This window comes from Marinobacter daqiaonensis (assembly GCF_900115285.1).
Lineage (GTDB): Bacteria > Pseudomonadota > Gammaproteobacteria > Pseudomonadales > Oleiphilaceae > Marinobacter > Marinobacter daqiaonensis.
Window position 1 is genome coordinate 774,108 of sequence record NZ_FOYW01000001.1, and the last position, 25,526, is coordinate 799,633.

Genomic DNA, 25,526 nt, shown 5'->3' on the forward strand with positions numbered 1-25,526 from the left:
TGCGAGTTACTCCCCGGGGCCGACGCGCAGGACGAAACGGTAGCGGCCCTGCTCTTCCGTGCTGGATACCAGCTCATGGGCCGTGTGAGAAATCCAGGCCGGAATATCGCGGGCGGAGCCGGGATCCGTTGCCAGAACCTCCAGTTCCTGGCCGGGGGTCATGCTGCCAAGTTCAAGCTTGGCCTTGAGAAGCGGCATGGGGCATCGCAGCCCGGTAGCATCAAGGGTATTATCGACCATATGTGGTTTCGGACCATCCCGTAGAGCACTGTTTGGAGGACGCCCATTATGCCCGGGCCGTCCAAAGCTTGCATCGTTTTCCGTGGAGTATAACAGCCAACCTATGTCTTTCCTTCAGAGCAGTCCCGCAAACCGCTTCCGTCGCTCCCTGGCGGCCGTCATGGCTGTGGTGATGCTGTTTGCACCGGGTCTGGCCTCCACTTCCGCGGCCAGGGAAACCAACCTGCCTTCCATCGGCGGTCTCGGCGGCGGCCTGCTTTCGGATCAGATGGAAGAGGAAATCGGTCAACAGGTGATGAGCTCCATCCGGCGTTCCGCCGACCAGATCCACGACCCGCTGGTGACCGAGTACCTGTCCTCCCTGGTCTATCGCCTGGTGCCCTACACGCCCCTGAGTGATCGCAACCTGACCCTGGTAATCATCGACGACCCGGCGATCAACGCCTTCGCTGTACCCGGTAACATTGTCGGGGTCAACGGTGGCCTGTTCCTGCATGCCGAAACCGAGCAGCAGTTCGGTTCGGTGATCGCCCACGAACTGGCCCACCTTAGCCAGCGCCATTTCGCAAGACGCCTCGAGCAGCAGGAGCGTTCCGCCCCCATGACCGCCGCCGGCATCATCGCCGGCATCGTGCTCACCGCGGTCACCGGCTCCCAGGCCGGGCTCGCCGCGATCATGGGCACCCAGGCCCTGAGCGCGCAGAATATGCTCGCCTACAGCCGCGCCCACGAACAGGAAGCCGACCGGGTGGGTATTGAAATCATGGCGGAGGCGGGCCTGGATCCCAGAGGGATGCCGGAGATGTTCGAGACCATGATGCGTCAGAGCCGGCTCCAGGGAAACCGGCCGCCGGAGTACCTCTCCACCCACCCCCTGACCCAGTCCAGGGTTTCGGACACCCGGAGCCGGGCCGAGCAATACGCCCAGCCGGGTTCCGAGGACAGTCACGAATACCACCTGATACGGTCGCGGATGCAGGTGCACTACGCCCGCAATGTGAGTGATGCCGTCAGTGCGTTCGAATCCTATCTGAAACAACCCGATGCCAACCGCAACATGGCGGCCCGTTACGGACTTGCCGTGGCCTACCTTGCCGATGACAAGGCCGGAAAAGCCCGCAACCTGCTGGAATCACTGCTGGAGGAGACACCGAACCGGATCACCTACCAGGTGACCCTCGCGGAAGCCCTGCAGGCCCAGGGTAAGCTGGATCAGGCCCGCTCCCTGATGGAAACCGCCCGCAACCGGAACCCCGGCAACTTCCCCATCATCGACCGTCTCGCCGACATTGAGATCCAGGCGGGTAATGGCAGCCGGGCGGCGGACTACCTGCGCACCCTGGTCCGTGACTACCCGCAACGGGCGAATCTCTGGCTGCGACTGGCCGAAGCCGAGGGCATGGCCCGCAACATCGTCGGCGTGCACCGGGCCCGAGCGGAATACGACATTCTGATGGGAAACCTGGAGGCGGCCCAGCGGCAATTGCGGCAGGCCCAGGAGCGGGTGGCGCCCGACACCCCCCTGCGGCAGGTCATCTCGGAGCGGCTGGCGGAAGTCAGCCGCCGTCTCAGTCAGTCCTGAGACGACGCTGAGAGGCCGGGGTTCAGGCGTTGCCGGCCGCTTTCAGATTCATATTCGCGGTGAAATCCAGCATACGCCGCAGCGGTTTCAGGGCATCCTCGCGAAGGGTCTCGTCCACCTGGATCTCCTGGTCGCCGTGTTCGATCACGTGGAGCAGGTTCTCCAGGCCGTTCATGGCCATCCACGGGCAATGGGCACAGCTGCGGCAGGTGGCGCCGTTACCGGCGGTGGGGGCTTCGATCAGGGTCTTGTTGGGCGCCAGCTGTTGCATCTTGTAGAAGATGCCGTTATCGGTGGCCACGATGAAGCGCTCGTTGGGCAGCGACTGGACCGCCTGAATCAGCTGCGAGGTGGAGCCGACCACGTCCGCCATCTCCACCACCTGGGCCGGGGACTCCGGGTGCACCAGTACGGCGGCATCCGGATATAGGGCCTTGAGATCCTCAAGCCCCTGGAACTTGAACTCCTCGTGGACGATGCAGGACCCCTGCCAGAGCAGCATGTCCGTTCCGGTGGTTTTCTGGATGTAGCTGCCCAGATGCTGGTCCGGAGCCCAGAGGATCTTTTCGCCCCTGGCGTCCAGATGCTCGACAATGGCCTGGGCGCAGCTTGACGTCACCACCCAGTCCGCCCTCGCCTTCACCGCGGCAGAGGTGTTGGCATAAACCACCACGGTACGGTCCGGATGCTGGTCACAGAACTCGGCGAACTCATCCGCCGGGCAGCCGATGTCCAGTGAACAGGTTGCCTCGAGGGTCGGCATCAGCACCCGCTTCTCCGGATTGAGGATCTTGGCGGTCTCGCCCATGAACTTCACACCGGCGACAACCACGGTGGAGGCGGGATGGCGGTTGCCGAACCGGGCCATCTCCAGGGAATCCGCCACGCAGCCACCCGTCTCCTCAGCAATGCGCTGAATGTCCGGATCCACGTAATAGTGAGCCACGAGAACCGCATCCTGATCTTTCAGGGCCTTGCGGATACGGGACTCCAGCTCGGCCTTTTCCTCCTGACTCAGAGGTATCGGTTCGGCCTCGTGGGCCAGGTATTCCTGCACCAGAATTCGATCTTCGGCTCGTGTCATTGCTTGTATCTCTGCTGCTACTCCTGAATGCCGAAAGTATATCACCCCCGGCGGGCTGTCATCTCCCGGTCACGGAATTGCCATATCCAGTGGGAGGTCTTTCAGGATCAGGATGGTGTTATTTCGGATACTACACAAACAGTCTTGGGCTTTTCAGGCAAAAAAAAAGAGCCCTGAGGCTCTTTTTTACGGCTGGCTGACACTACGGATCAACCTGCCTGGTTTGGTGGGTCGTGAAGGATTCGAACCTTCGACCAATTGGTTAAAAGCCAACTGCTCTACCAACTGAGCTAACGACCCGTAACCGGGCGATGCCGGCGATCCGTGCCGGCGATCTGTGTTTGGTGGGTCGTGAAGGATTCGAACCTTCGACCAATTGGTTAAAAGCCAACTGCTCTACCAACTGAGCTAACGACCCAAACGAGGCGCATATAGTACGGATTTTTCCGGGGTGATCAACCCCTTTTAGCTGGCTTCCAGATATTTTTTTGCCAGCCCCGCTGCCTGGCTGGTGCCATATTGATCAACAACCTGCTTCATGTACCGCTGCGCCTGATCACGCTCACCCATACGGTCGTGCACCACACCCAGCTTGTACATGGCGTCCGGTGCCTTGCGATGATCCTGGTAACGGGTCGCGATAATGGTAAAGGCCTGCTTTGCCTGCTCAAGCTGCGGTTTCACCAGGTATACCTCACCTAGCCAGTAGTAGGCATTCACCGTAAGGTCACCCTCGGGGTACTCGGCGATGAAATCGTAAAGCTCGCCAATGGCCTCATCGTAGGCTTTCTGTTCCTGGATCAGCTTCTGGATGCGCTGATAGGCCTGGCGCTCTTCCGCAGAGGGTTCCCGGTACTCCTTCGCCACCGTGGTAGCGTTTCCAGTCGACTGGGAGCGCTCGCCGGTGCCGCTACCAGAACCCCCGGAGCCGGCACGGGGTGTCGATTCACGCTCGGCAAGCTCCATGATCCGTTGATCCAGATCGATGTAGCGTTCACGGGACTGACGGGTCAGCTGGTTCAGTTGATGCCGCTGCTCTTCGAGCTCGCCACGGAGGTTCCTGACCTCTTCCTGGAGACGCTCGATCATGAAGAACAGCTCGGCGTTGCCCTGGTTGTTGGCCGCCAGCAGCCGTGCTTCCGACTGGTTGTTCTGGAAGGCGGGAGTGGAGGATTGCGCCAGGGCGCCGGCGGATACCGCCAGCGCCACTGCCGCCACGAGAAGCTTTCTCATGGGGTCACCTGTTGTCGGTTACCGCTGACGATCAGCGGAAAATCAGTTCCACACGACGGTTCTGGGCCCAGGCGCTCTCGCCGGAACCCATGGCCGCCGGTTTTTCCTCACCATAACTGACGGTCTCGATCTGGCTACGGTCGGCGCCATTGACCACCAGGAACCTTTGTACCGCGTTGGCCCGGCGCTCACCCAGGGCGAGGTTGTATTCCTTGGTGCCGCGCTCGTCGGTATGGCCCTCGAGACGGACATTCACGTCCGGATTATTGGCCAGGTACCGTGCATGGGCCGCCAACACATCGCGGGCTTCGGGCTTGATCTCGGCGGTGTCGAAGTCAAAGTAGAAGGTCGTGATCCGGCGCAGGGCGGCATCGTCACCGGTGGCAGCCGAATCAGCCTGGCGGCGGTCACGCTCGCGGAGTTCGTCGGCGGAAATGCCGCCGTCATCCGTGCCGCCATAAACCGACGCGCCGCCGTCCTGATCGACCGCACTCATTTCCTCGTCAGTCAGGGGCTCCTCGCCGGTGGTGCTGCAACCAGCAACCAGCCCGAGGGACAGGACGAGAGCGAAGGCAGAGTTTTTCATCATGGTATTCATAAAGCTTCCTTTGGATGTGATTTCAGTTTCCTGTACTTCCAGTTGATACTGGTCACCGGCCGGCGCTGTCAGCGCAGGATCGGGGACCAGGCCGGGTCTCCCACATCACCACGGGCCGCCGGCAGGGTATAGGCGGCGTCACCGTTGGTGGAAATAACTCTCAGCACGCTGTTTCCGTCCTGCTCGGTGGCGTAGATCAGCATGCGCCCGTTTGGTGCCACGCTGGGGGACTCGTCCAGTCGTGACCGGGTCAGCACCTGTTCGTCACCCGAGGCCAGTTCGGTGCGTGCAATATGGAATGCCCCGTCCCGTTGGTGCACGTAGTAGATATACCGACCATCGGGGCTGAAACGGGGTCGGGCATTATAGCGACTGCCGAAGGTCACCCGCCGCGGCGCGGCGTCCTCGGTGTCCTTGATGTAGATCTGGGGCCCGCCGGAGCGGTCGGATGTGAACGCCAGGCCCTTCCCGTTCGGGTGCCACTCACCCTCGGTGTCGATGGCCCAGTGGTCCGTGAGGCGGGTTAACGCCCGGGAAGCGAGGTCCAGCTTGTAGATTTCGGCGTTGCCGGACCGCGACAGGGTCACCAGCAGGGATCGGCCATCCGGCGACCAGTCGGGTGCCGAATTGAGCCCCGGATAAGACGCCACCACGGAACGTTCGCCCGTGGCCAGTTCATGGGTGAAGATCTGCGGTTTGCCGCTTTCGAAGGACACATAGGCCAGACGCCTGCCATCGGGCGACCAGGTTGGCGACAGGATCGGTTCGTCGCTCTCCAGTCTTACCCGGGCGCGGCGGCCGTCCACGTCACTGATCTGCAGACGATACCGGGGCTTGCCCTCGTGGGCATCAAGGGTCACATAGGCCAGCCTGGTGGAAAATACACCGGGCTCACCGGTAAGTGCCTCATAGACCTTGTCGCTGATATGGTGCGCCAGCGTGCGGATATTATCGACCGAGGTGTTGGCGGTCTCCCCCAGCAGGCGGCGTTCGCTGTTGATGTCGAACAGCTCGTAGCGGGCCCTGACCTGATCGCCCTCCCGTTCGACCCGGCCCACCAGGAGATAGCGCTGTCCGAGCAGTCGCCAGTCCCGAAAAAACACATCGTCACTGCTCGATGGCAGGCTGAGCATGCGCTCCGGATCCAGGGGATTGAATTCACCGGTCATCTCGAGATCGTTGCGGATGATGGTGCTCACGTCGTCCCCCGCGGGCAGATCGCCGGATTTGGCAAACGGCACCACGGCCACCGGTATCGCGGAGCCCACCCCCTTGGTGACCTGGATCGTCAGCTCGGCACGGACCTGCTGTGGCGCAGCGGCCATCATGATCAGCAGGGCCGCGCCGACCAACGCGGCGGCGGTTGATGTCCAGGTTGTCCTGAATCGGGACGTTACAGTCATACTGGCCTCACGGTTCTGTCAGTTTGCCGAACCATCGCCTGCCCGGCGACTGGTCAGAACTCAGGTTTGAATTGAATCGTAAACTGCCTGAAATACCTTTCAAAGGTGTCGCGACTCTCCGGCACCGGGTAACGACTGATGTCTCTGGCGGCACTCAGGGCGGAGTTGTCGAAGGCCGCATTACCGCTGCTTTGGACTACCTCCGCCGACACCAGTTCCCCGGTGGGCAACAGCGTCAGTCTCAGGGTCGCGCTCATGCCCTCCCTGGCGGACGGGGGCGCGTACCAGGCGCTTCTCACCCGCTCGCGGATCAGGCTCTCATACCGGGCCTTCTCGTTCAGCATCTGGGTTTCCCTGGCCCTGGCCGCCGCGGCCTGGGCCTTGCGCTGTTCTTCGGCCTGACGTGCCTGCTCCGCTTCCCGGGCCATGGCCTCGAGCTGCTGCTCACGCTCACGACGGGCCTGCTCACGCTGGCGCGCTGCCTCTTCCTGACGCTTGCGCTCCGCTTCCGCCTGACGGCGCTTTTCCTCTTCCTGGCGCTGGCGCTCGGCTTCCTGTTGGCGACGCTGCTCTTCCGCCTGTCGCTGCTTTTCCTGACGCTGGCGCTCCTCCTCGGCCTTGCGTTGAGCCTCCTCCCTGGCCTTGCGCTCGGCTTCGGCCTGCTGTCGGGCCCGCTCCTCCGCTTCGGCCTGAGCCTTTTCCTTTGCGGCCTGCTCTTCCCGGGCCTTGCGTTCCTGCTCACGGGCAGCCGCCTGCTCCTGTTCACGGCGCTGTTGCTCCAGGCGTTCCTGTTCCTTGCGCTGCTGCTGTTCCTGCTCCCGCTGCTCCTGCTGAATCCGGCGCTGCTCTTCCTCGGCCTGCTGACGCGCTTTTTCCTCCCGCTCGCGCTCCTGTTCCCGGCGCTCCGCTTCCCGGTCCGGTTCAGGCTCGGGGGGCGGTGAAGCCGGCGGGGGCGGCACGGCTTCCGGCGACACCAGCCGGGCGGAAATGCTTGGTTCCGGCGGCTCCTCAATGGGGGTGATCCAGTGCCAGCTGAACAGGGTGATGGCAACGATCACGCCGTGCAGCAGGAGTGACAACAGGACCGGAGACGCCCACGCCGGCCGGTCGGTTTTCCCTGTCTCGCGTTGCGGCTCCGTCACTGGTTACCCACCCGCATTGTTGATCTCTTCGGCCTCTGTGATCAGCCCCACGTTGGTGGCTCCGGCGCGTTGCAGCGCGGACATCAGCCTGACCACGGTGCCGTAATCCACGTTCTGGTCGCCCCGCACCAGAACCTCGCGATTGGTGCGTTCGGCCATGATGCGACCGACCATTTCCTGCACCTGACCCAGCGCCATGGGGTCGCTGCCCTGGTCGCCGACTTCCAGGTAATAGGCACCGTTGGCATCCACTGACACCACCACGGACTCGGTTTCTTTCTCCGCCTGTATCGGATCGGCACTGGTCTCAGGCAGATCCACTTTGACCCCCTGGGTCAGCATGGGCGCTGTCACCATGAAGATCACCAGCAGCACCAGCATGACATCAATGTAGGGCACCACATTGATCTCCGACATGGGCTTGCGGCGAACCGACTGCATCATTCCGCCTTTCATCGCTTTCTCCTCCTGAATGGGGCCGGATCAGCCCTGGCCGGCGCCATGGTCGTGGACCCGGCGATGCAGGATACTGGAGAACTCTTCGGCAAAGGTCTCGTAGTTCTTCAGCAGGGCATCGGACGTGGCGGAAAACCGGTTGTAAGCAACAACCGCGGGGATGGCCGCGAACAGGCCCATGGCCGTCGCGATCAGAGCCTCGGAAATACCCGGCGCCACCGTGGCCAGGGTGGCCTGCTGTACCACGGCCAGTCCCCGGAAAGAGTTCATGATGCCCCATACCGTACCAAAGAGGCCAACATAGGGGCTGGTGGAGCCGACAGTGGCAAGAAACGGCAGGTGGGTTTCCAGTCGCTCCTGCTCCCGCGAGAAGGCGACCCGCATGGCTCGCTGGACACCGTCCATCACCGCATCCGGATCACGGCTCTGCTGACGCAGGCGGGAAAATTCCCGGAAACCCGCACGGAACACGGACTCCATACCGGAGAAAGGCGTCGGGTTGGCATTGACTTCCCGGTAGAGCTGGCCGAGATCCATTCCGGACCAGAACTGTTCTTCAAACGCCAGCTGCGCCTTCCTGGCCTTCCGAAATACCAGAATACGCTGGAAAATCAGGGCCCAGGATACGACCGAGGCCAGTGCCAGCAGCAGCATGACCAGTTGTACCAGGGGCCCGGCCTGGGCGATCAAGTACCATACCGAAAGTTCCGAATCCACCGTTTACTCCTGCGATTGTTCAGATGATTTTTTTTGATCCAGGTGCTGCTTCAGCAACTGAGTGAGGTCTTCCGGCAGTCGACGTGGGCGGCCCGTATCCAGGGCTACACAGGCAACCCGGACAGTCGCCCTGGCCAGCTCCCTGCCATCATCCTTGCGGCTTACCCTCTGGTCAAATTCCATCCAGACCCGCCCGGCGTCCACCAGGTCCGCCGTGACCAGCAGCTCGTCGTCAAGCCTGCCCGGTGCGGCATAGTGAATACTGAGTTTCTGCACCACGTAGCTGATATTGTCACTCAGCCCGGCCCGCAGACCGACACCGCGGCTGCGAACCCATTCGGTTCTTGCCCGCTCCATGAAATGAAGGTACTTGGCGTGGAAGACGATGCCACCGGCATCGGTGTCTTCGATATAGACCCTGACCGGCAGGGTGAAAGCTGCCAGAGACCGGCCGGCCTGCGGGTTACTGTCGGTCAAGCAGGTCCTCCTGTGGCGATGACTTGGGTGTGGCTCCGAAATGCAGGTAGGCGCTGCTGGTGACCATACGGCCACGGGGCGTGCGAACCATGAACCCCTGCTGGATCAGGAACGGCTCAAGGACATCCTCGATGGTACCCCGTTCCTCGCTGATGGCGGCTGCCAGGCTGTCCACCCCCACCGGACCACCATCGAACTTCTCGATCATCGCCAGCAGAAGCCGCCGGTCCATATGGTCGAATCCCTCGTTGTCCACTTTCAGCATGTTCAGGGCCTGGTCCGCCACGCCGGCGCTGATAACGCCGTCCGCTTTCACTTCCGCATAGTCCCGGACCCGCCGCAACAGCCGGTTGGCGATGCGGGGGGTGCCCCGGGAACGGCGGGCGATCTCATAGGCTCCGGACTCGTCAATGCCAACGCCGGACAGTTTTGCCGAGCGCAGGATGATGGACGTCAGATCCCGGGTGTTGTAGAACTCCAGCCGCTGGACGATGCCGAACCGGTCACGAAGCGGCGAAGTCAGCAATCCGGCCCGGGTGGTGGCCCCCACCAGGGTGAATGGCGGCAGGTCCAGCTTGATGGAGCGGGCCGCGGGGCCCTCCCCGATCATGATATCGAGCTGGTAGTCCTCCATGGCCGGATAGAGCACTTCCTCCACCGCCGCGCTCAACCGGTGAATCTCGTCGATAAAGAGCACATCCCCCTGCTCGAGATTGGTGAGCAGGGCCGCCAGGTCGCCGGCTTTCTCCAGCACGGGCCCGGAGGTGGTCTTGATGGAAACGCCCATTTCATTGGCAATGATGTTGGCCAGGGTGGTCTTTCCCAGACCCGGCGGACCAAAGATAAGGGTGTGATCGAGAGCTTCCTGACGGGCCCGGGCCGCCGGAATGAAAATCTCCATCTGCTCCCGTACCGTCGGCTGCCCCACATAGTCCTCAAGACGATGGGGGCGGATCGCCCGGTCGTAGACCTCTTCGTGGTGCCCGGCCTGGGGGGAAATCAGTCGATCGGATTCAATCATGTAAAGACTCGTTACAGGTTTTCACCATCATACCTGTGTTGGGACGACTTGTTCATCCACTCTGACCGGCTGCGGCGGATTCCCGCCTGTGCCCGGAAACGCTGGTTCCCGCCTGCCCCTGACCCGGAACCATTGTACGGTGAGCAGTATGCCTGTCACGTTACGCTCTTTACACGTTTCTGTAGCGCAACAGGACGTTAGTGTTTCATGGGAACACTAGTGTCCCGGCCGGTTAATTCGCTGACCTATTGCTTGCCGCTGGCGACTCTGGCCAAGGCGTCAGTCCGCAGGTGTGGTGGTTCCACATCAAGGGCTGACAACACAGGTCCAGAGTCGCCAGCGGCAAGCCCTCCGGGAGCCCCTGAAAGCCTTGAGAGCTTTGTTGCGGCGCCTCGATTTGGAACCACCAAACCTTCGACACCGCGCCTTGCTCTCAAGGCTTTCAGGGGCTCAGTAGGTCAGCGAATTAACCGGCCGGGACACTAGCTGGTGGGGATCATGGCCTTCAGCGCCTGGCGGATCAGTTCCTCCCGCGTCATCCCCTCCCGGGCCACCCGGTTGATGGCCTTGCTCGCCTCCTGGGGCTTGTAGCCCAGGGCGATGAGTGCCGCTTCCGCCTCTTCGGAGGCGTCCGGTAACTTCACCGGGTGGCCGGGCGCCCCGGCGCGACCGCTGTCACGGGGAACGAACTGCCCCTCAAGCTGACCAATCCGGTCGGCCATGTCGATCAGCAGACGCTCGGCCGTCTTCTTGCCCACACCGGGGAGTTTTACCAGTGCCGCGGTGTCCTTCAGCTCCACGCAACGGATGAACTGGTCGGCATCGAGACCGGAGAGAATACCGACGGCCAGTTTCGGTCCAACGCCATTGGCCTTGATCAGCAACCGGAACAGGTCCCGGTCAAGGCGACGGGCAAATCCGTAGAGGCTGTGGGCATCTTCCCGAACGACAAAATGGGTATGCAGCGTCACTTCCTGGCCCGGTTCCGGCAGATGGAACAGCGTGGTGTAGGGAATGTCCACTTCGTAACCCAGCCCGGCCGCCTCAACCAGCACATGGCCGGGACTCTTTTCAATCAGGATACCGCGCAGTCGTCCGATCACCGGCTTCGTACTCCGTTAGTCAGTGGATTGTTCCAGTCCAAGGGTAAGACTACCGCATCCGACCGCCGCGGACACGCCCATGGGCCGGAGACTGACCGGTGCCAGGCGTCTCGGAGGCGGCTGCGACCCGTGCCAGGCTCTGGCTCATGTGGGCGTGGCAAAGGGCAATGGCAAGGGCATCGGCGGCATCGGCCTGAGGCTTGCGGGAGAGACCGAGAATGGCCTGGACCATGTGCTGGACCTGGGCCTTGTCGGCCCCGCCAGAGCCCACGACCGCCTGTTTGACCTGGCGTGCGGAGTACTCGTGCACCGCCAGACCACTGTTGGCGGCGCTGACAATTGCCACGCCCCGGGCCTGGCCCAGCTTGAGGGCGGAATCGGGATTGCGGGCCATGAAGACCTGCTCGATGGCGAACTCGTCGGGCCGGTATTCCGCTATCAGGGTGGCGAGACTCTGGAAAATGATCTGGAGCCGTTCGGCCATGGGTCGCTCGCCCATCCGGATACAGCCACTGTCGAGATAATCGGTATGGCGACCACTGGTACGGATAATGCCATAGCCGGTGATGCGGGAACCGGGGTCCACACCGAGGATGATCGCCATCAGGCACTGCCTCCGTGGTCGTGGGAGTGGATCAGCTGTTCAGTTCCGCCATGACCTCATGGGAGAACCCGGCATTGGTGTAGACATTCTGCACATCGTCCAGCTCCTCAAGCATGTCGATCAGCCTGAGGTTGGCCTCGGTGGTCTCCCGGTCGAGGTCGACGGTGGTGACCGGTACCATCGTGACCTCGGCATTGTCCGGTTCCAGGCCGGCACTGACGAGGGCCTGTTTCACATCAAGGTAGTTTTCCGGCGTCGTGCGAACTTCAAGGGAACCATCCTCCTGCTCGACGATATCCTCGGCGCCCGCTTCCAGGGCAACCTCCATGAGGTCTTCCTCACTGGTACCGGGGGCGTAGGTGAGGATGCCCTGTTTGCTGAACAGGAAGGCCACCGAGCCATCGGTTCCCAGGTTGCCGCCCATCTTGCTGAAAGCGTGGCGAACGTCCGCAACGGTCCGGTTACGGTTATCGGTCATGGCTTCAACGTACATGGCCACGCCGCCGGGACCATAACCTTCGTAGGTGAGTTCCTCGTAGTTGTCGTCATCACCGGCCCCCGCTCCCCGTTCGATGGCCCGGTCGATGGTGTCCCGCTTCATATTGGCCGTCAGGGCCTTGTCCATCACCGCCCTGAGGCGGGGGTTGTCATTGGGGTCCGGTCCACCCAGCCGTGCTGCCACGACCAGTTCCCGGATGATCTTGGTGAAGATCTTGCCCCGTTTGGCATCCTGGGCCGCCTTGCGATGCTTGATGTTGGCCCACTTGCTGTGCCCGGCCATGAAACCCGCTCCTCTCTTACCCCTGGCCTGAGAAAAGGATGCCGCCCCAGAACGTACGGGGCGGTATTACCATTAACCCTCGGATGACTCCCCGGAATCCCCGGCCGACTTGGCGGCCGGTTTACGCAGACGGATGTGGAGCTCACGGAGCTGTTTCTCGTCCACTTCGCCCGGCGCCTGGGTCATCAGGCAGGTGGCGCTCTGGGTTTTCGGGAAGGCGATCACGTCGCGAATGGAGCTGGCGCCCGTCATCAACATGATCAGCCGGTCGAGCCCAAAGGCCAGACCACCATGGGGAGGGCAACCGAACTTGAGGGCATCCAGCAGGAAGCCGAACTTGGCCCGTGCCTCTTCCTCATCGATTCCCAGCACCCGGAATACGGACTGCTGGGTGCTCTCATTGTGGATACGGATGGAGCCGCCGCCCAGCTCGGTACCATTGAGTACCATGTCATAGGCGCGGGAAAGGGTCCCGGCCGGGTCCGCCGCCAGTTCCTCGGGAGTACAGCTCGGCGCTGTAAAAGGATGGTGAATGGCGGTCAGGCGGCCATCCTCGAGTTCCTCGAACATGGGGAAGTCCACCACCCACAGGGGCGCCCAGTCCCGGGTCAGCATGTTCAGGTCATGGCCGACCCTGATGCGAAGGGCACCGAGCGCCTCGTTGACCACGGTTGCCTTGTCCGCACCAAAGAACACAATGTCGCCATCCTCAGCGCCGGCGCGTTCCATCACCGCCATGGCGGTCTCCTCGCCCAGGAACTTGACGATGGGCGACTGCAGGCCCTCGACCCCCTTGGCGATCTCATTGACTTTGATATAGGCCAGGCCCTTGGCGCCGTAGATGCCCACGAATCTGGTGTAGTCGTCGATCTGCTTGCGGGTCAGGCTGCCGCCCCGGGGAACACGCAGCGCGGCAACCCGGCCTTTGGGATCTTTCGCGGGGCCGGAGAAGACCTTGAAATCCACCCCTTCCACCAGGTCACCCACATCCACCAGCTCCAGCGGAATGCGCAGGTCCGGCTTGTCGGAGCCATAGCGCTGCATGGCCTCTGAATAGGGCATCCGGGGGAACGGTGCCAGCTCCACGTCCAACACATCCTTGAACAGGTTGCGGACCATGGTTTCGGTCATCCCCATCAGGTCTTCTTCGTTGACGAAGGAGGCCTCGATGTCCACCTGGGTGAATTCCGGCTGCCGGTCGGCCCGCAGGTCCTCATCCCGGAAACACTTGGCTATCTGATAGTAACGGTCGACGCCGGACACCATCAGCAACTGTTTGAACAGCTGGGGGGACTGGGGCAGCGCGAAGAACGAACCCTCGTGGGTGCGGCTTGGCACCAGGTAGTCGCGGGCACCCTCCGGTGTGGCGCGGGTCAGGATGGGGGTTTCCACATCCATGAAGCCGTTGCCGTCGAGGAAATTGCGCAGGTAGCTGGTGACCCGGGAACGGAAGCGCAGCCGGTTGAGCATTTCCGGGCGGCGCAGGTCCACAAACCGGTAGCGCAGGCGCACGTCTTCACCAACGTCGACATGCTCATCCAGGGGGAACGGCGGGGTGGCGGCGGCGTTGAGGATGGTCAGCTCCCGGCCCAGCAACTCGACCTGACCCGTGGGCATGTTGGAATTCTCGGTGCCCGCCGGACGACGGCGGACACGACCGGTCACCTGGATGACGAATTCACTGCGGACCTTCTCCGCCTTGGCAAAGCTTTCCTCGGTGTCCGGATCGAACACCACCTGAGCCATGCCGTCCCGGTCGCGAAGATCCAGAAAGATCACGCCCCCGTGATCCCGGCGGCGGTGGACCCATCCACAGAGTGTGACGTCCTGATCGATGTGTGATTCGTTGATTCCACCGCAATAGTGACTGCGCATACCCGTTCCCATAGCTGTCTGTCGATGTGTGTTCCGATGCCCCGCCGCAGCTGCCGGTGCAGCCACGGGGAACCTCTGAGAAACTCGTGAGTGCCTTCCGGCCGGACCCGGTGCCACAAGGCGTTCGGGGGATGGTCGAAGGCTTCCCGAAAAAGCGGGGTATTATAACCACAATCGGACACAAAATCAGGGGCTGTGAGCCGGCAAACCGGGGGCCCCGCACAAAATGCCGTGCCGGAAACCCGCGTGGGGGACGCTCGCTATCATCTGATACAACCTCTGATTACAATGAGCCGCCACCCAACCCTGTCGAGGAACCGCCGTGTCCGCCCGCGCCGAACAGAAGCTCCGCACCCGACGTGCCCTGATGGATGCCGCGCTGAACCAGCTCAGTGCCGACCGCGGCTTTGGCAGCCTGAGCCTGCGGGAAGTGGCAAGGGAAGCCGGCATCGCCCCCACCTCCTTCTATCGCCATTTTTCGGAACTGGATGAGCTCGGCCTGGCACTGGTGGATGAGGGCGGTGTGGCCCTGAGGCAGCTGATGCGCCAGGCCCGCAAGCGCATTATCCGTGATGGCAGCGCCATCAGCACGTCGGTGGACACCTTCCTGGAATACCTGGGCAACAACGCCAACCTGTTCCGGTTGATGCTGCGGGAGCGTACCGGGGTATCCAAACAGTTCCGCACCGCCGTGAAGGCGGAGATCGACCACTTTGTCACCGAGCTGGCGGACGACCTGAGCCGTTTCGGCGAGGAGCGGGGCAAGCCCATTTCCGACGGCCGCACCGTGGCCGAAGCCATGGTGACCCTGGTATTCAATCAGGGCGCGGAGGCCCTGGATGCCACCAAAGAAGAAAAGGAGCAACTTCGCCAGAAGCTGAAAACCGAACTGCGAATGGTCTTGCTGGGGTCTCAGGCCATGGCCCGCCATCAGAACAGTACGCGCTTCTGAGCCTCAGCTGTCACCAGTCAGGGCAGCCAGCACCGGAGCCAGCAACGCCCGGCACTGGTCCAGCTCCGACTTGCCATAGGCAACGGCTGCCTGCCTGCCCCACACCGGCCCCGGCCAGGCCGGGTCATCCCGGTGACGGACAATGTGGTGAAGATGAAGTTGAGGGACCAGGTTACCCAGCGCCGCCACATTGAGCTTGTCGCCGCGAAAGGCATTCATCATGCCCTCCCCCAGCCGCGACGATTCCTCAAGCAACTGCTGTTGGTCACCTTTCGACAACTCATAGATCTCGCGGATACCCTCACGCCTGGGCACCAGCAGTACCCAGGGCCAGGTCCGGTCGTTCATCAACAGGATATCGCACAGGCGGGTTCCGCCCAGGTTGATGGTGTCGGCTTCAAGCTTCTCGTGGAGACGGAACCCGGCAGCCATCTCAGTCAACCTGGAACTGGTTACGGCCACGGCCAATGGCGTAATAGAGCAGGCCGTGACGATCCAGCATCTGTGGCTCGTACATGTTGCGCCCGTCAAAGACCACCGGCTCCTTGAGGGCCCTGGCGATGGCCGCGAAATCCGGGGAGCGGAATTCCTTCCACTCGGTACAGATCACGAGCACGTCCGCGCCGCGAAGGGCCTGCTCCTTGGTGCCGCAGAGCTGCAGATCATCACGGTCGCCGTAGATGCGCTGGGTTTCCTCCATGGCTTCCGGATCGAATGCCTGGACCTTCGCGCCCGCGGCCCAGAGCGACTCCATCAGGGTACGGGCCGGGGCCTCCCGCATGTCATCGGTATTGGGCTTGAAGGACAACCCCCACAGGGCCACAGTCTTGTTGGCCAGATCATCCTGAAAGTAATGGCTGACCTTGTCGAACAGAACGTGCTTCTGGGCGTAATTGACCGCCTCCACCGCGTTCAGCAGTTTCGACTCGTAGCCGCAGTCGTAAGCGGTTCGGGCCAGGGCCTGAACGTCCTTGGGGAAGCAGGAACCGCCATAACCACAACCGGGATAGATGAAGTGGTAGCCGATGCGGGGATCGGAGCCGATACCCCGGCGGACTGCCTCGACATCCGCTCCCAGTCGCTCGGCCAGGTTGGAGACCTCATTCATGAAGCTGATCTTGGTGGCCAGCATGGCGTTGGCCGCGTACTTGGTCAGCTCCGCCGAGCGGATATCCATGAAAATCATCCGGTCATGGCTCCGGTTGAAGGGGTAGTAAACCTCCCGCAATACCTCTTCGGCACGGTCACTGTTGGTGCCCACAATGATCCGGTCCGGCTTCATGAAATCGTTGACCGCGGCACCTTCCTTGAGGAATTCGGGGTTGGACACCACGTCGAACTCCAGCTCCAGACCACGGTGGTCCAGCTGGGCACGAACCACATCTCGGACTTTGTCGGCGGTACCCACGGGAACGGTGGACTTGTCCACCACCACCTTGTAGTCCTCCATGTGCTGGCCGATAGCCTTGGCCACCGCCAGCACATACTGCAGATCGGCGGATCCGTCCTCATCAGGAGGTGTGCCCACGGCGATAAACTGCAGGACACCATGGGCCACGGCTTCGGCGGTATCGGTGGTGAACTTCAGCCGTCCCGCCTCGGCGTTGTGTTTGACGATGGGTTCCAGGCCGGGTTCGTAGATGGGAATCTGGCCATTTCTGAGTCGCTCGATCTTGCCCTGGTCCACATCCATGCACAGCACGTCGTGGCCGGTGTCTGCCAGGCAGGCGCCTGTTACCAGACCAACGTATCCGGTGCCGAAAATGCTAATTTTCATCGTTCAGTCCCTGTATGGAATCGAGTTGGAATTTACCTTCAAAATGTATTGCAAGTTACCGCCGTTACTGCTTTTTCCTGAGCTTCTGCCACTTATGCTCCCAGTCCAGAGCGGTCTGGACGATGACACCCAGATCATCGTGGTCGGGAGTCCAGTCCAGGGTTTCGGTGATCAGACGGTTGTCCGCCATCAGGGCGGCGGGGTCCCCGGCGCGACGGTCGGTTTCCCGGACCGGGAAATCGACGCCGGAGCGGGCCTTGACCACATCGATCACTTCCCGCACGGTAAAGCCACGACCGTAGCCGCAGTTCATGACTTTCGACTCCCCTCCACGCACCATGTAGTCAAGGGCCATGACATGGGCCTTGGCGAGATCCTCAACGTGGATGTAATCGCGGATACAGGTGCCGTCCCGGGTGTCGTAGTCGGTCCCGAAGATGCTCATTCCCTCACGTGCGCCGGTCACGCACTCACAGGCCACCTTGATCAGATGGGTGGCTTCGGGCGTGGCCTGCCCCAGCAACCCGTCCGGATTGGCGCCGGCGACATTGAAATATCGCAGGATCACGTAGTTCAGGGATGACGCCGCCGCCAGGTCCATGATCATCCGTTCGCTCATCATCTTGGAGGCGCCGTAAGGGTTGATCGGCGCCAGCGGCAGGTCTTCCGTGAGCACAGTCTGCTCCGGCATGCCATACACCGCCGCAGTGGAGGAGAACACCATGTAGGGCACCTGGTGGCGATCCACTGCCTTGAGCAGATTGAGGGTATTGCGGGTATTGTTGCCGTAGTATTTGAGGGGGTTGGCAACGGACTCGGGCACCACGATGTTGGCGGCAAAGTGGAGCACCGCTTCAAACCGATGGCTGGAGAACAGGGCCTCGATGGCCGCCTCGTCCGCCAGATCGCCCACCACCAGTTCGCCGGCGGTCACCGCCCAGGGATAACCGGTGGACAGATTGTCGAACACCACAATGTCATGACCGGCCGCGCCCAGCTGGCGCACCACATGACTCCCGATATAGCCAGCTCCGCCGGTTACCAGTACTTTCATGCCGTATTTCCGTTTCGTCCCTGAATCACTCAGGCCTTGGTTGCTTACGGGCGCGCCGGAGCTGTTCCCGGCGAGCCGTGAAAAATTCAGTGAGCGCCTGCCCGCACTCATGGGCCATGACACCGCCGGTGGCATCAACCCGCCAGTTGAAGTGGGGCTCCGCAAGTGTCGCCCGGACCGACTCCACGGCACCGGCCTTGGGCTCGGTGGCGCCATACACCAGGCGGGAAATCCGGCTGTGCACCAGCGCCCCGATGCACATGGTACAGGGTTCGAGTGTTACGTAAAGCGTGGCCCCGGACAAGCGGTAGTTGCCCGTGCGGGCGGCAGCGTCCCGCAGTGCGCGGATCTCTGCATGGGCAGTGGGGTCGCATCCGGAAATGGGCGCATTGTAGCCGGCCCCGATTTCACGGCCGTGATGGACCACCACCGCTCCCACGGGAACCTCCCCCAGGCTGGCCGCGTGGGACGCAAGCGAGAGGGCCCGATTCATCCAGAAGATGTCGTCCGGGGTCTCCATGGGCGACCGTTCGGCCCTACTCCCACTCGATGGTGGCGGGCGGCTTGGAGGAAATATCGTAGGTTACCCGGGATATTCCACTGATTTCATTGATGATACGGTTTGAGACCGTTTCCAGCACCTCGTAGGGCAGCCGTGCCCAGCGGGCCGTCATGAAGTCGATGGTCTCCACCGCCCGCAGCGCAACGACGTACTCGTAGCGACGGGCGTCGCCCACCACACCCACGGATTTCACCGGCAGGAACACGGCAAAGGCCTGGCTGGTCTTGTGGTACAGCTCCGCCCGGTGAAGCTCCTCCAGGAAGATGGCATCGGCACGGCGCAGGATTTCTGCGTACTCCTTCTTCACTTCCCCAAGGATACGGACCCCGAGGCCCGGGCCCGGGAAGGGATGGCGGTAGACCATGTCGTAGGGCAGCCCCAGCTCCAGCCCGATACGGCGGACTTCGTCCTTGAACAGCTCCCGCAGGGGCTCCACCAGTTTCATTTTCATGGTTTCCGGCAGACCGCCGACATTGTGGTGGGACTTGATCACGTGGGCCTTGCCGGTCTTGGACGCAGCGGACTCGATAACGTCAGGGTAGATCGTGCCCTGGGCCAGCCAGTTCACATCGGTGATCCGGGTGGCATGCTCGTCAAACACCTCGATGAAGGTGTTGCCGATGATCTTGCGCTTCTGCTCCGGATCAGAGACCCCTTGCAGGCGCCCCAGGAAAAGATCCTCGGCATCGGCACGGATGACCTTAACGCCCATGTTGCGGGAGAACATGTCCATGACCTGGTCGCCCTCATGAAGCCGGAGCAGACCGTTGTCCACGAACACGCAGGTAAGCTGGTCGCCAATGGCACGATGCAGGAGCGCCGCGGTCACGGAGGAATCCACACCGCCGGAGAGACCCAGCAGCACTTTCCCGTCACCCACCTGCTCCTGGATCTGGCGGACGGCATCCTCAACGATCCGTGCCGGGGTCCACAGGGCCTCGCAGCGGCAGATATCCCGGACGAAATGCTCCAGGATCCGCTGGCCCTGCAGCGTGTGGGTGACTTCCGGATGGAACTGGACGCCGTACAGGTGGCGACTGACGTCCTGCATGGCGGCAATGGGCGCGCTCTCGGAGGCCGCCAGCAGCTCGAAGCCCTCAGGCATGGCCACCACTTTGTCACCGTGGCTCATCCACACATCCAGCAGTGACTCGCCCTGGGTGCCAAGATGGTCCTTGATGTCTTTCAGCAGGGGCCCTTCCGCCCGGACCTTCACCTGGGCGTAACCGAATTCGCGCTTCTCGGAACTGGCAACCCGGCCACCGAGCTGCTCCGCCATGGTCTGCATGCCATAGCAGATTCCGAGGACGGGGATGCCACGATCAAACAACCCTTCCGGAGCGCGGGGGCCACCCAGCTGGGTCACGGACTCCGGACCACCCGCCAGGACAATGCCCTTGGGCCGGAACGCTTCGATCTCTTCGGCGGTAAGATCAAACGGCTTGATCTCACAGTAAACGCCGATTTCCCGAACCCGCCGTGCAATGAGCTGGGTGTACTGGGAACCGAAGTCAAGGATCAGAATACGGTGGTCGTGGATGTTGTCGGACATGGATTCCTCAATGTAAAAGCAGAAACGGCCCTTGAAAGGGCCGTAAACAGGGCTGTCTTAACCGATCCGGTAGTTCGGGGCTTCCTTGGTGATCGTCACGTCGTGAACGTGGCTCTCTCTCATGCCGGCGTTGGTGATGCGTACGAACTGGGGCATGGTGCGCATGGTTTCGATATCCAGGCTGCCGGTATACCCCATGGAAGCCCTGAGGCCGCCCATCAACTGGTGCACGATGTTGCGCATAGGACCCTTGCAGGCAACGCGTCCCTCGATGCCTTCCGGGACCAGCTTCTCGACACCTTCGCTGGCATCCTGGAAATAGCGGTCGCTGGAACCCTGGCCCATGGCGCCGATGGAACCCATGCCCCGGTAGGCCTTGTAGCTACGGCCCTGGAACAGTTCCACTTCGCCCGGGGATTCGTCAGTTCCGGCCAGCAGGCTGCCGATCATGACACAGTAGGCGCCCGCCGCGATGGCCTTGGCGATGTCACCGGAAAACCGGACGCCGCCGTCGGCAATCAGCGGAACTCCGGTTCCTTTCAGGGCTTCCGCCACATTGGACACGGCACTGATCTGGGGAACGCCCACGCCGGCGACAATGCGGGTGGTGCAGATGGAGCCCGGGCCGATGCCCACCTTGACCGCGTCCGCACCGGCATCGGCCAGAGCCCTGGCAGCCTCGGCGGTGGCAATGTTGCCGCCAATGACGTCCACCTGGGGATAGTTCTTCTTGATCCAGCGCACCCGCTCGATAACGCCGGAGGAATGACCGTGGGCGGTATCCACCACGATCACGTCGACACCGGCCTCAACCAGGGCCAGGACGCGAGCCTCGGTGTCACCGCCGGTACCGACGGCGGCACCCACACGCAGGCGACCCTGATCGTCCTTGCAGGCCAGCGGATAATCCTTGGCCTTCTGGATATCCTTTACGGTGATAAGGCCCCGGAGTTCGAACTCATCGTTCACCACCAGCACTTTCTCGATACGATGGCGGTGCAGGAGCTCTTTTACCTCTTCCAGGTCGGCGCCCTCGCGGACTGTAACCAGCTTGTCCTTGGGGGTCATGATATCGGCGACCCTGGTGTCGAGCCGGCTTTCGAAGCGGATATCGCGGCCGGTCACAATGCCGACCAGGTCCCGGCCATCCACCACTGGCAGGCCGGAGATGTTATTGGCCATGGTGATATCCACCAGCTGGCGCACGGTGGTATCCGGCGTCACGGTGATGGGATCCTTCACCACGCCGCTCTCGAACTTCTTGACCTTGCGGACGGCGGCCGCCTGTTGTTCGACGTTCATGTTCTTGTGCATGATGCCGATTCCGCCTTCCTGGGCCATGGCGATGGCCAGCTCCGACTCGGTGACGGTATCCATGGCGGCAGAGACCAGCGGAACATTCAGGTTGATGTTCCGGGTCAGCCGGGTTTTCAGGTCGACGTGCTTGGGCAGCACTTCGGAGTATCCCGGCATCAGGAGAACGTCGTCAAACGTGAGGGCTTCTTCGGCTATTCGCAACATTGGGACCCGCCTTCTGGACATGCTGTATGGGGACCGGCAGGAGGCTGGAAGCGCCTTCCAGAACCGGTTACCTTAATCGATCTATTATAAGTGTCGGCGCGGACACAGTAAACCGCGCTGTGCCCCGCTCCGGGTGCATCTCCATGAATTATCGCCGGTTTTGTCGCCGGCCTTCTCGGTAAACCCGTATGGGGAGGGGGAAGCTTCTGATAAGATGGTCGTCTTACCCAACCACTTCCCCATCAAGGCGACGGATCAACTGATGAGCTTTACCGGCGACTCCGCTCCCATACGCCCCGGCGCACTGACGGTTTCTGAACTGAACCGCCAGGCCCGCCATCTGCTGGAAACCAGTTTCATGCAGGCCTGGGTTGAAGGGGAACTCTCGGGCCTGTCGCGGCCCTCCTCCGGCCACTGGTACTTCTCCCTGAAGGATGACCGCTGCCAGGTCCGCTGCGCCATGTTCCGGGGCGTCAACCAGCGCCTCAGGGACATTCCCAAGGAAGGCGATCAGGTCCGTATTCGCGGAAAGGTCACCCTCTACGAGAACCGGGGCGACTTCCAGATCATTGTCGAGCACCTGGAGCCGGCCGGCCTCGGCGCCCTGCAGCAAGCCTTCGAGGCGCTGAAGGCAAGGCTTCAGGCCGAAGGCCTGTTCGCGGTGGAGCGGAAGAAACCGATTCCGGGCATGCCCCGTCACATAGGGGTGGTGACATCCCCTACCGGGGCAGCGATTCACGACATTCTCACGGTACTTGGCCGGCGCTGCCCCGGCATTCCGGTCACAGTGTATCCCACGGCCGTACAGGGCCAGGCCGCCACCACCGGCATTGTCGACGCCATTGCCAGAGCGGTGCGGCACAATCGCGCGGATGTGCTGATTATCGGCCGGGGCGGCGGATCCCTCGAGGATCTCTGGTGTTTCAACGAAGAAGCAGTGGCCAGGGCCATTGCCGCCTGCCCCATCGCCACCGTCAGCGCGGTGGGCCACGAGGTGGACGTGACCATCGCCGATTTTGTGGCCGACCTGAGGGCACCCACGCCCTCCGCCGCGGCTGAGAAGGTCTCGCCGGATCAGGCTGCATGGCTCAGCCGGCTGGAAGACACAAGGCTTCGCCTCGCCGCAGCGGCAGGTCGTCATCTTCGCCAGCTGGAAAACCGGCTGTCCCATATCGCTGCGCGCCTGCGGGACCCCCGCCGTGACCTCCAGGAAAAAGCCCAACGGCTGGACGAAACGGAATTGCGCTTCCGCCAGGCCATGAGCCAGCAACTGAACGGACGCCGGACCCGGACCGGCCACCTTGAACAACGGCTACTGGCCCATCGTCCGTCCCGCCATATCAGCGAGCGGTTTGCCCATATTGAGCAGCTTCGTGAAAGGCTCAACCTGACCCTGAACCGGCAACTTGAGCGACGGGGCGAGCGGCTACAGTCCGCCGCCCGCACCCTCCATGCTGTCAGCCCCCTGGCGACCCTGGGGCGTGGCTACGCCATCGTCTCCAGCGATAGCCAGACGGTAGTCCGGGAGGCCGGCTCGCTGGCCCCGGGAGACCGGATCTCAGCCCGCCTGGCCCGGGGCCGGGTGGATGCGGAAGTCATCGCCATCCGTGCCGAACCGACGGGGAAGGATTGATCCAGGGCAAATTTCAGACCGGCCTCATCCTTTGGTCTACTTCCGCTGGCCGCAGGATTCCTTAAAGTCGGGAGACACTCAATAACAACAATCCCGACAGCCAAAGGACAGAGGTGGACCCATGGACTACCAAACGGAATTCCGTCGTTCCATTGACCAGCCGGAAGCTTTCTGGCGCGACAAGGCCAATGCCATTGACTGGATCCGGCCCCCCGAGGAAATCTGGAAAGCCACCGACAACGGGCACGGCCAGTGGTTTCCTGACGGCCTGATCAACACCTGCGACGTTGCTCTGGACGCCAACATCCGCGCCGGCCGTGGTGACCAGACCGCCCTGATCTACGACTCACCGGTTACCGATACCCGCCAGAGCTACACTTATCGTGAACTGACCGACCAGGTGGCCCGGTTCGCCGGTGTTCTCCGGGAGCAGGGCGTGGCGCCCGGCGACCGGGTCATCATCTACATGCCGATGATTCCCCAGGCCGTTTTCGCGATGCTGGCCTGCGCCCGCCTTGGCGCCGTGCACTCCGTGGTATTCGGCGGCTTTGCCGCCCATGAACTGGCGGTACGGATTACCGACGCCACGCCCCGCGTCATCGTGACCGCCTCCTGCGGCATCGAAGTGAGCAAGGTCATTCCCTACAAGCCCCTGGTGGACAGGGCCATCGAGGAAGCCGAACACAAGCCCGAGCGCTGCATCGTGTTCCAGCGTGAGGAGGTAACGGCCGAGCTCCAGCCGGGCCGCGACCTGGACTGGGAAACCCAGATGGCCTCCGCCCGCGCGGTGGACCCGGTTCCGGTGGCGGCCACCGATCCCCTGTATATCCTGTACACCTCCGGCACAACCGGAAAACCCAAGGGAGTGGTCCGTGATAACGGCGGCCACGCGGTAGCCCTGAGGTACAGCATGGAGCTGGTCTATGGTGCCCGGCCGGGGAATGTGTTTTGGGCGGCATCCGACGTGGGCTGGGTGGTTGGGCACAGCTACATCGTCTATGGCCCCCTGTTCATGGGGTGCACCACCATCCTGTACGAAGGCAAGCCGGTAAAGACCCCCGACGCCGGCGCGTTCTGGCGAGTGGTCCAGGACCATGGGGTCGACTACCTGTTCACCGCGCCCACCGCCTTCCGGGCGGTGCGCAAAGAGGATCCCGAGGCGGACCTGCTGGCGACGTACGACGTCAGCTCGCTCAAGCGCCTGTTCCTGGCGGGCGAACGGCTTGATCCGGCAACCTATGAATGGCTCAGGGAGCACACCGGCCTGCCGGTACTGGACCACTGGTGGCAGACCGAAACCGGCTGGGCGATCTGCTGCAACCCCGTTGGCATCGAGGAGTTCCCCACCAAACCCGGTTCGGCAACCATGCCCTCCCCCGGTTTCAATGTTCAGGTGGTGGACCCGCAGGGGCAACCCATGCCCGCCGGCATGCAGGGACAGGTCGCGGTGAAACTGCCTCTGCCTCCCGGCTGCCTGACCACGGTCTGGGGCGATGACCAGCGCTTCCGCAAGACCTATCTCAACCCCATTCCGGGCTTCTATAGTTCCGGTGACGGCGGCTTTATCGACGAGGACGGTTACGTCTTCATCATGGGACGAACCGATGACGTCATCAATGTGGCGGGCCACCGTCTGTCCACGGGTGAAATGGAGGAAGTGGTTGCATCCCATCCTGCGGTGGCCGAATGCTGCGTAGTAGGCGCTAACGATGAACTGAAGGGGCAGATTCCCGTTGGGCTGGTGCTGCTGAAGGATGGCGCCACCATTGATCCGGACGAGCTGGAAGAGGAACTGATCGATATGGTCCGGGAGAAGATCGGCGCGATTGCCTGTTTCCGTCGGGCCATGGTGGTGGAGCGGTTGCCCAAGACCCGGTCTGGCAAGATCCTCCGGCGGGTGATCCGGCAGATCGCCGATGGCGACGAATGGGCGGTGCCATCCACCATTGACGACCCGTCGATCCTCGACGAAATTCAACAGCGGTTCCACCGTTAACCGCTGCTGGGCAGTGTTTCATTTTCATGAAAACATCTGATTTAAAAGAGAAAACCAGGGGCGATCTGAGCCATCAAAAAATCTTTGACGCCCCCGCAAGTCGGTCTATACTGAATTTGCTGTGGTAAAGACAGCGGTATTGAGTGAAAGCGTTACAGCAGTC

General features: G+C 62.3%; 24 protein-coding genes and 2 tRNA genes. 4 read left to right on the top strand and 22 right to left on the bottom strand.

Going from position 1 to position 25,526, the window contains the following annotated elements; all coding sequences use genetic code 11:
* Nucleotides 1-6 precede the first annotated feature (6 nt).
* Nucleotides 7-240, bottom strand: a complete 234-nt coding sequence (locus BM346_RS03555) for a sulfurtransferase TusA family protein (RefSeq protein WP_092008906.1) — start codon at nt 238-240, stop codon at nt 7-9.
* Nucleotides 241-343: 103 nt separating this feature from the next.
* On the opposite strand from BM346_RS03555, the gene BM346_RS03560 reads away from it, so the two are divergent.
* Nucleotides 344-1,822 (top strand): M48 family metalloprotease, encoded by a 1,479-nt coding sequence (locus BM346_RS03560; protein WP_227663045.1) that lies wholly within the window; start codon nt 344-346, stop codon nt 1,820-1,822.
* Between the two features lie 22 nt (nt 1,823-1,844).
* On the opposite strand, the gene nadA is transcribed toward BM346_RS03560, so the two are convergent.
* The 15 genes from nadA to aspS form a co-directional block, all read right to left on the bottom strand.
* Nucleotides 1,845-2,906, bottom strand: coding sequence for a quinolinate synthase NadA (gene nadA, locus BM346_RS03565; protein WP_092008907.1), 1,062 nt, complete (start codon nt 2,904-2,906; stop codon nt 1,845-1,847).
* A gap of 224 nt (nt 2,907-3,130) precedes the next feature.
* A tRNA-Lys gene (locus BM346_RS03570) sits at nt 3,131-3,206 on the bottom strand.
* A 42-nt stretch (nt 3,207-3,248) separates the two neighbouring features.
* Nucleotides 3,249-3,324, bottom strand: a tRNA-Lys gene (locus BM346_RS03575).
* Between the two features lie 47 nt (nt 3,325-3,371).
* Entirely contained in the window at nt 3,372-4,139 is a 768-nt protein-coding gene (gene ybgF / locus BM346_RS03580) for a tol-pal system protein YbgF (RefSeq protein ID WP_092008908.1), read from the bottom strand.
* A gap of 31 nt (nt 4,140-4,170) precedes the next feature.
* Nucleotides 4,171-4,737: a peptidoglycan-associated lipoprotein Pal gene (gene pal / locus BM346_RS03585; RefSeq protein WP_092008909.1), complete on the bottom strand. Its 567-nt coding sequence runs from the start codon at nt 4,735-4,737 to the stop codon at nt 4,171-4,173.
* A 68-nt stretch (nt 4,738-4,805) separates the two neighbouring features.
* Entirely contained in the window at nt 4,806-6,140 is a 1,335-nt protein-coding gene (gene tolB, locus BM346_RS03590) for a Tol-Pal system beta propeller repeat protein TolB (protein ID WP_167812702.1), read from the bottom strand.
* A 53-nt stretch (nt 6,141-6,193) separates the two neighbouring features.
* Nucleotides 6,194-7,282: a cell envelope integrity protein TolA gene (gene tolA / locus BM346_RS03595; protein WP_227663046.1), complete on the bottom strand. Its 1,089-nt coding sequence runs from the start codon at nt 7,280-7,282 to the stop codon at nt 6,194-6,196.
* Nucleotides 7,283-7,285: 3 nt separating this feature from the next.
* Complete coding sequence (gene tolR / locus BM346_RS03600; protein ID WP_092008911.1) at nt 7,286-7,738, bottom strand: protein TolR; 453 nt, start codon at nt 7,736-7,738, stop codon at nt 7,286-7,288.
* 27 nt (nt 7,739-7,765) lie between these two features.
* Nucleotides 7,766-8,455: a protein TolQ gene (tolQ, locus tag BM346_RS03605; RefSeq protein ID WP_092008912.1), complete on the bottom strand. Its 690-nt coding sequence runs from the start codon at nt 8,453-8,455 to the stop codon at nt 7,766-7,768.
* Nucleotides 8,456-8,458: 3 nt separating this feature from the next.
* A complete protein-coding gene (locus BM346_RS03610; protein ID WP_227663047.1) occupies nt 8,459-8,932 on the bottom strand; it encodes a YbgC/FadM family acyl-CoA thioesterase in 474 nt (157 codons plus the stop codon).
* Nucleotides 8,919-9,953 (bottom strand): Holliday junction branch migration DNA helicase RuvB, encoded by a 1,035-nt coding sequence (ruvB, locus tag BM346_RS03615; protein ID WP_092008913.1) that lies wholly within the window; start codon nt 9,951-9,953, stop codon nt 8,919-8,921. The genes BM346_RS03610 and ruvB overlap by 14 nt, the downstream gene beginning before the upstream one ends.
* 482 nt (nt 9,954-10,435) lie before the next feature.
* On the bottom strand, nt 10,436-11,056 hold the full coding sequence (ruvA, locus tag BM346_RS03620; protein WP_092008914.1) for a Holliday junction branch migration protein RuvA: 621 nt from the start codon (nt 11,054-11,056) through the stop codon (nt 10,436-10,438).
* Between the two features lie 49 nt (nt 11,057-11,105).
* Entirely contained in the window at nt 11,106-11,660 is a 555-nt protein-coding gene (ruvC, locus tag BM346_RS03625) for a crossover junction endodeoxyribonuclease RuvC (protein WP_092008915.1), read from the bottom strand.
* A gap of 31 nt (nt 11,661-11,691) precedes the next feature.
* Nucleotides 11,692-12,441, bottom strand: a complete 750-nt coding sequence (locus BM346_RS03630) for a YebC/PmpR family DNA-binding transcriptional regulator (protein ID WP_092008916.1) — start codon at nt 12,439-12,441, stop codon at nt 11,692-11,694.
* Between the two features lie 72 nt (nt 12,442-12,513).
* On the bottom strand, nt 12,514-14,316 hold the full coding sequence (gene aspS / locus BM346_RS03635) for an aspartate--tRNA ligase (protein ID WP_092008917.1): 1,803 nt from the start codon (nt 14,314-14,316) through the stop codon (nt 12,514-12,516).
* Between the two features lie 322 nt (nt 14,317-14,638).
* Here aspS and fabR point away from each other — a divergent pair, with 322 nt between their 5' ends.
* Nucleotides 14,639-15,268, top strand: a complete 630-nt coding sequence (gene fabR / locus BM346_RS03640; protein ID WP_092008918.1) for an HTH-type transcriptional repressor FabR — start codon at nt 14,639-14,641, stop codon at nt 15,266-15,268.
* 3 nt (nt 15,269-15,271) lie between these two features.
* On the opposite strand, the gene BM346_RS03645 is transcribed toward fabR, so the two are convergent.
* The 6 genes from BM346_RS03645 to guaB all read right to left on the bottom strand — a co-directional run bounded on the left by BM346_RS03645 (nt 15,272) and on the right by guaB (nt 21,734).
* Nucleotides 15,272-15,700, bottom strand: coding sequence for an HIT domain-containing protein (locus BM346_RS03645; RefSeq protein ID WP_092008919.1), 429 nt, complete (start codon nt 15,698-15,700; stop codon nt 15,272-15,274).
* Between the two features lies 1 nt (nt 15,701).
* Nucleotides 15,702-17,045, bottom strand: a complete 1,344-nt coding sequence (locus tag BM346_RS03650; RefSeq protein ID WP_092008920.1) for a UDP-glucose dehydrogenase family protein — start codon at nt 17,043-17,045, stop codon at nt 15,702-15,704.
* Nucleotides 17,046-17,109: 64 nt separating this feature from the next.
* Complete coding sequence (gene galE, locus BM346_RS03655; protein ID WP_092008921.1) at nt 17,110-18,099, bottom strand: UDP-glucose 4-epimerase GalE; 990 nt, start codon at nt 18,097-18,099, stop codon at nt 17,110-17,112.
* Between the two features lie 25 nt (nt 18,100-18,124).
* On the bottom strand, nt 18,125-18,619 hold the full coding sequence (gene tadA, locus BM346_RS03660) for a tRNA adenosine(34) deaminase TadA (RefSeq protein ID WP_092008922.1): 495 nt from the start codon (nt 18,617-18,619) through the stop codon (nt 18,125-18,127).
* A gap of 16 nt (nt 18,620-18,635) precedes the next feature.
* On the bottom strand, nt 18,636-20,213 hold the full coding sequence (gene guaA, locus BM346_RS03665; RefSeq protein ID WP_092008923.1) for a glutamine-hydrolyzing GMP synthase: 1,578 nt from the start codon (nt 20,211-20,213) through the stop codon (nt 18,636-18,638).
* A gap of 57 nt (nt 20,214-20,270) precedes the next feature.
* Nucleotides 20,271-21,734 (bottom strand): IMP dehydrogenase, encoded by a 1,464-nt coding sequence (gene guaB, locus BM346_RS03670; protein ID WP_092008924.1) that lies wholly within the window; start codon nt 21,732-21,734, stop codon nt 20,271-20,273.
* A 262-nt stretch (nt 21,735-21,996) separates the two neighbouring features.
* On the opposite strand from guaB, the gene xseA reads away from it, so the two are divergent.
* Nucleotides 21,997-23,367, top strand: a complete 1,371-nt coding sequence (gene xseA / locus BM346_RS03675) for an exodeoxyribonuclease VII large subunit (RefSeq protein WP_092008925.1) — start codon at nt 21,997-21,999, stop codon at nt 23,365-23,367.
* A gap of 121 nt (nt 23,368-23,488) precedes the next feature.
* On the top strand, nt 23,489-25,363 hold the full coding sequence (locus tag BM346_RS03680) for a propionyl-CoA synthetase (RefSeq protein ID WP_092008926.1): 1,875 nt from the start codon (nt 23,489-23,491) through the stop codon (nt 25,361-25,363).
* Nucleotides 25,364-25,526 lie beyond the last annotated feature (163 nt).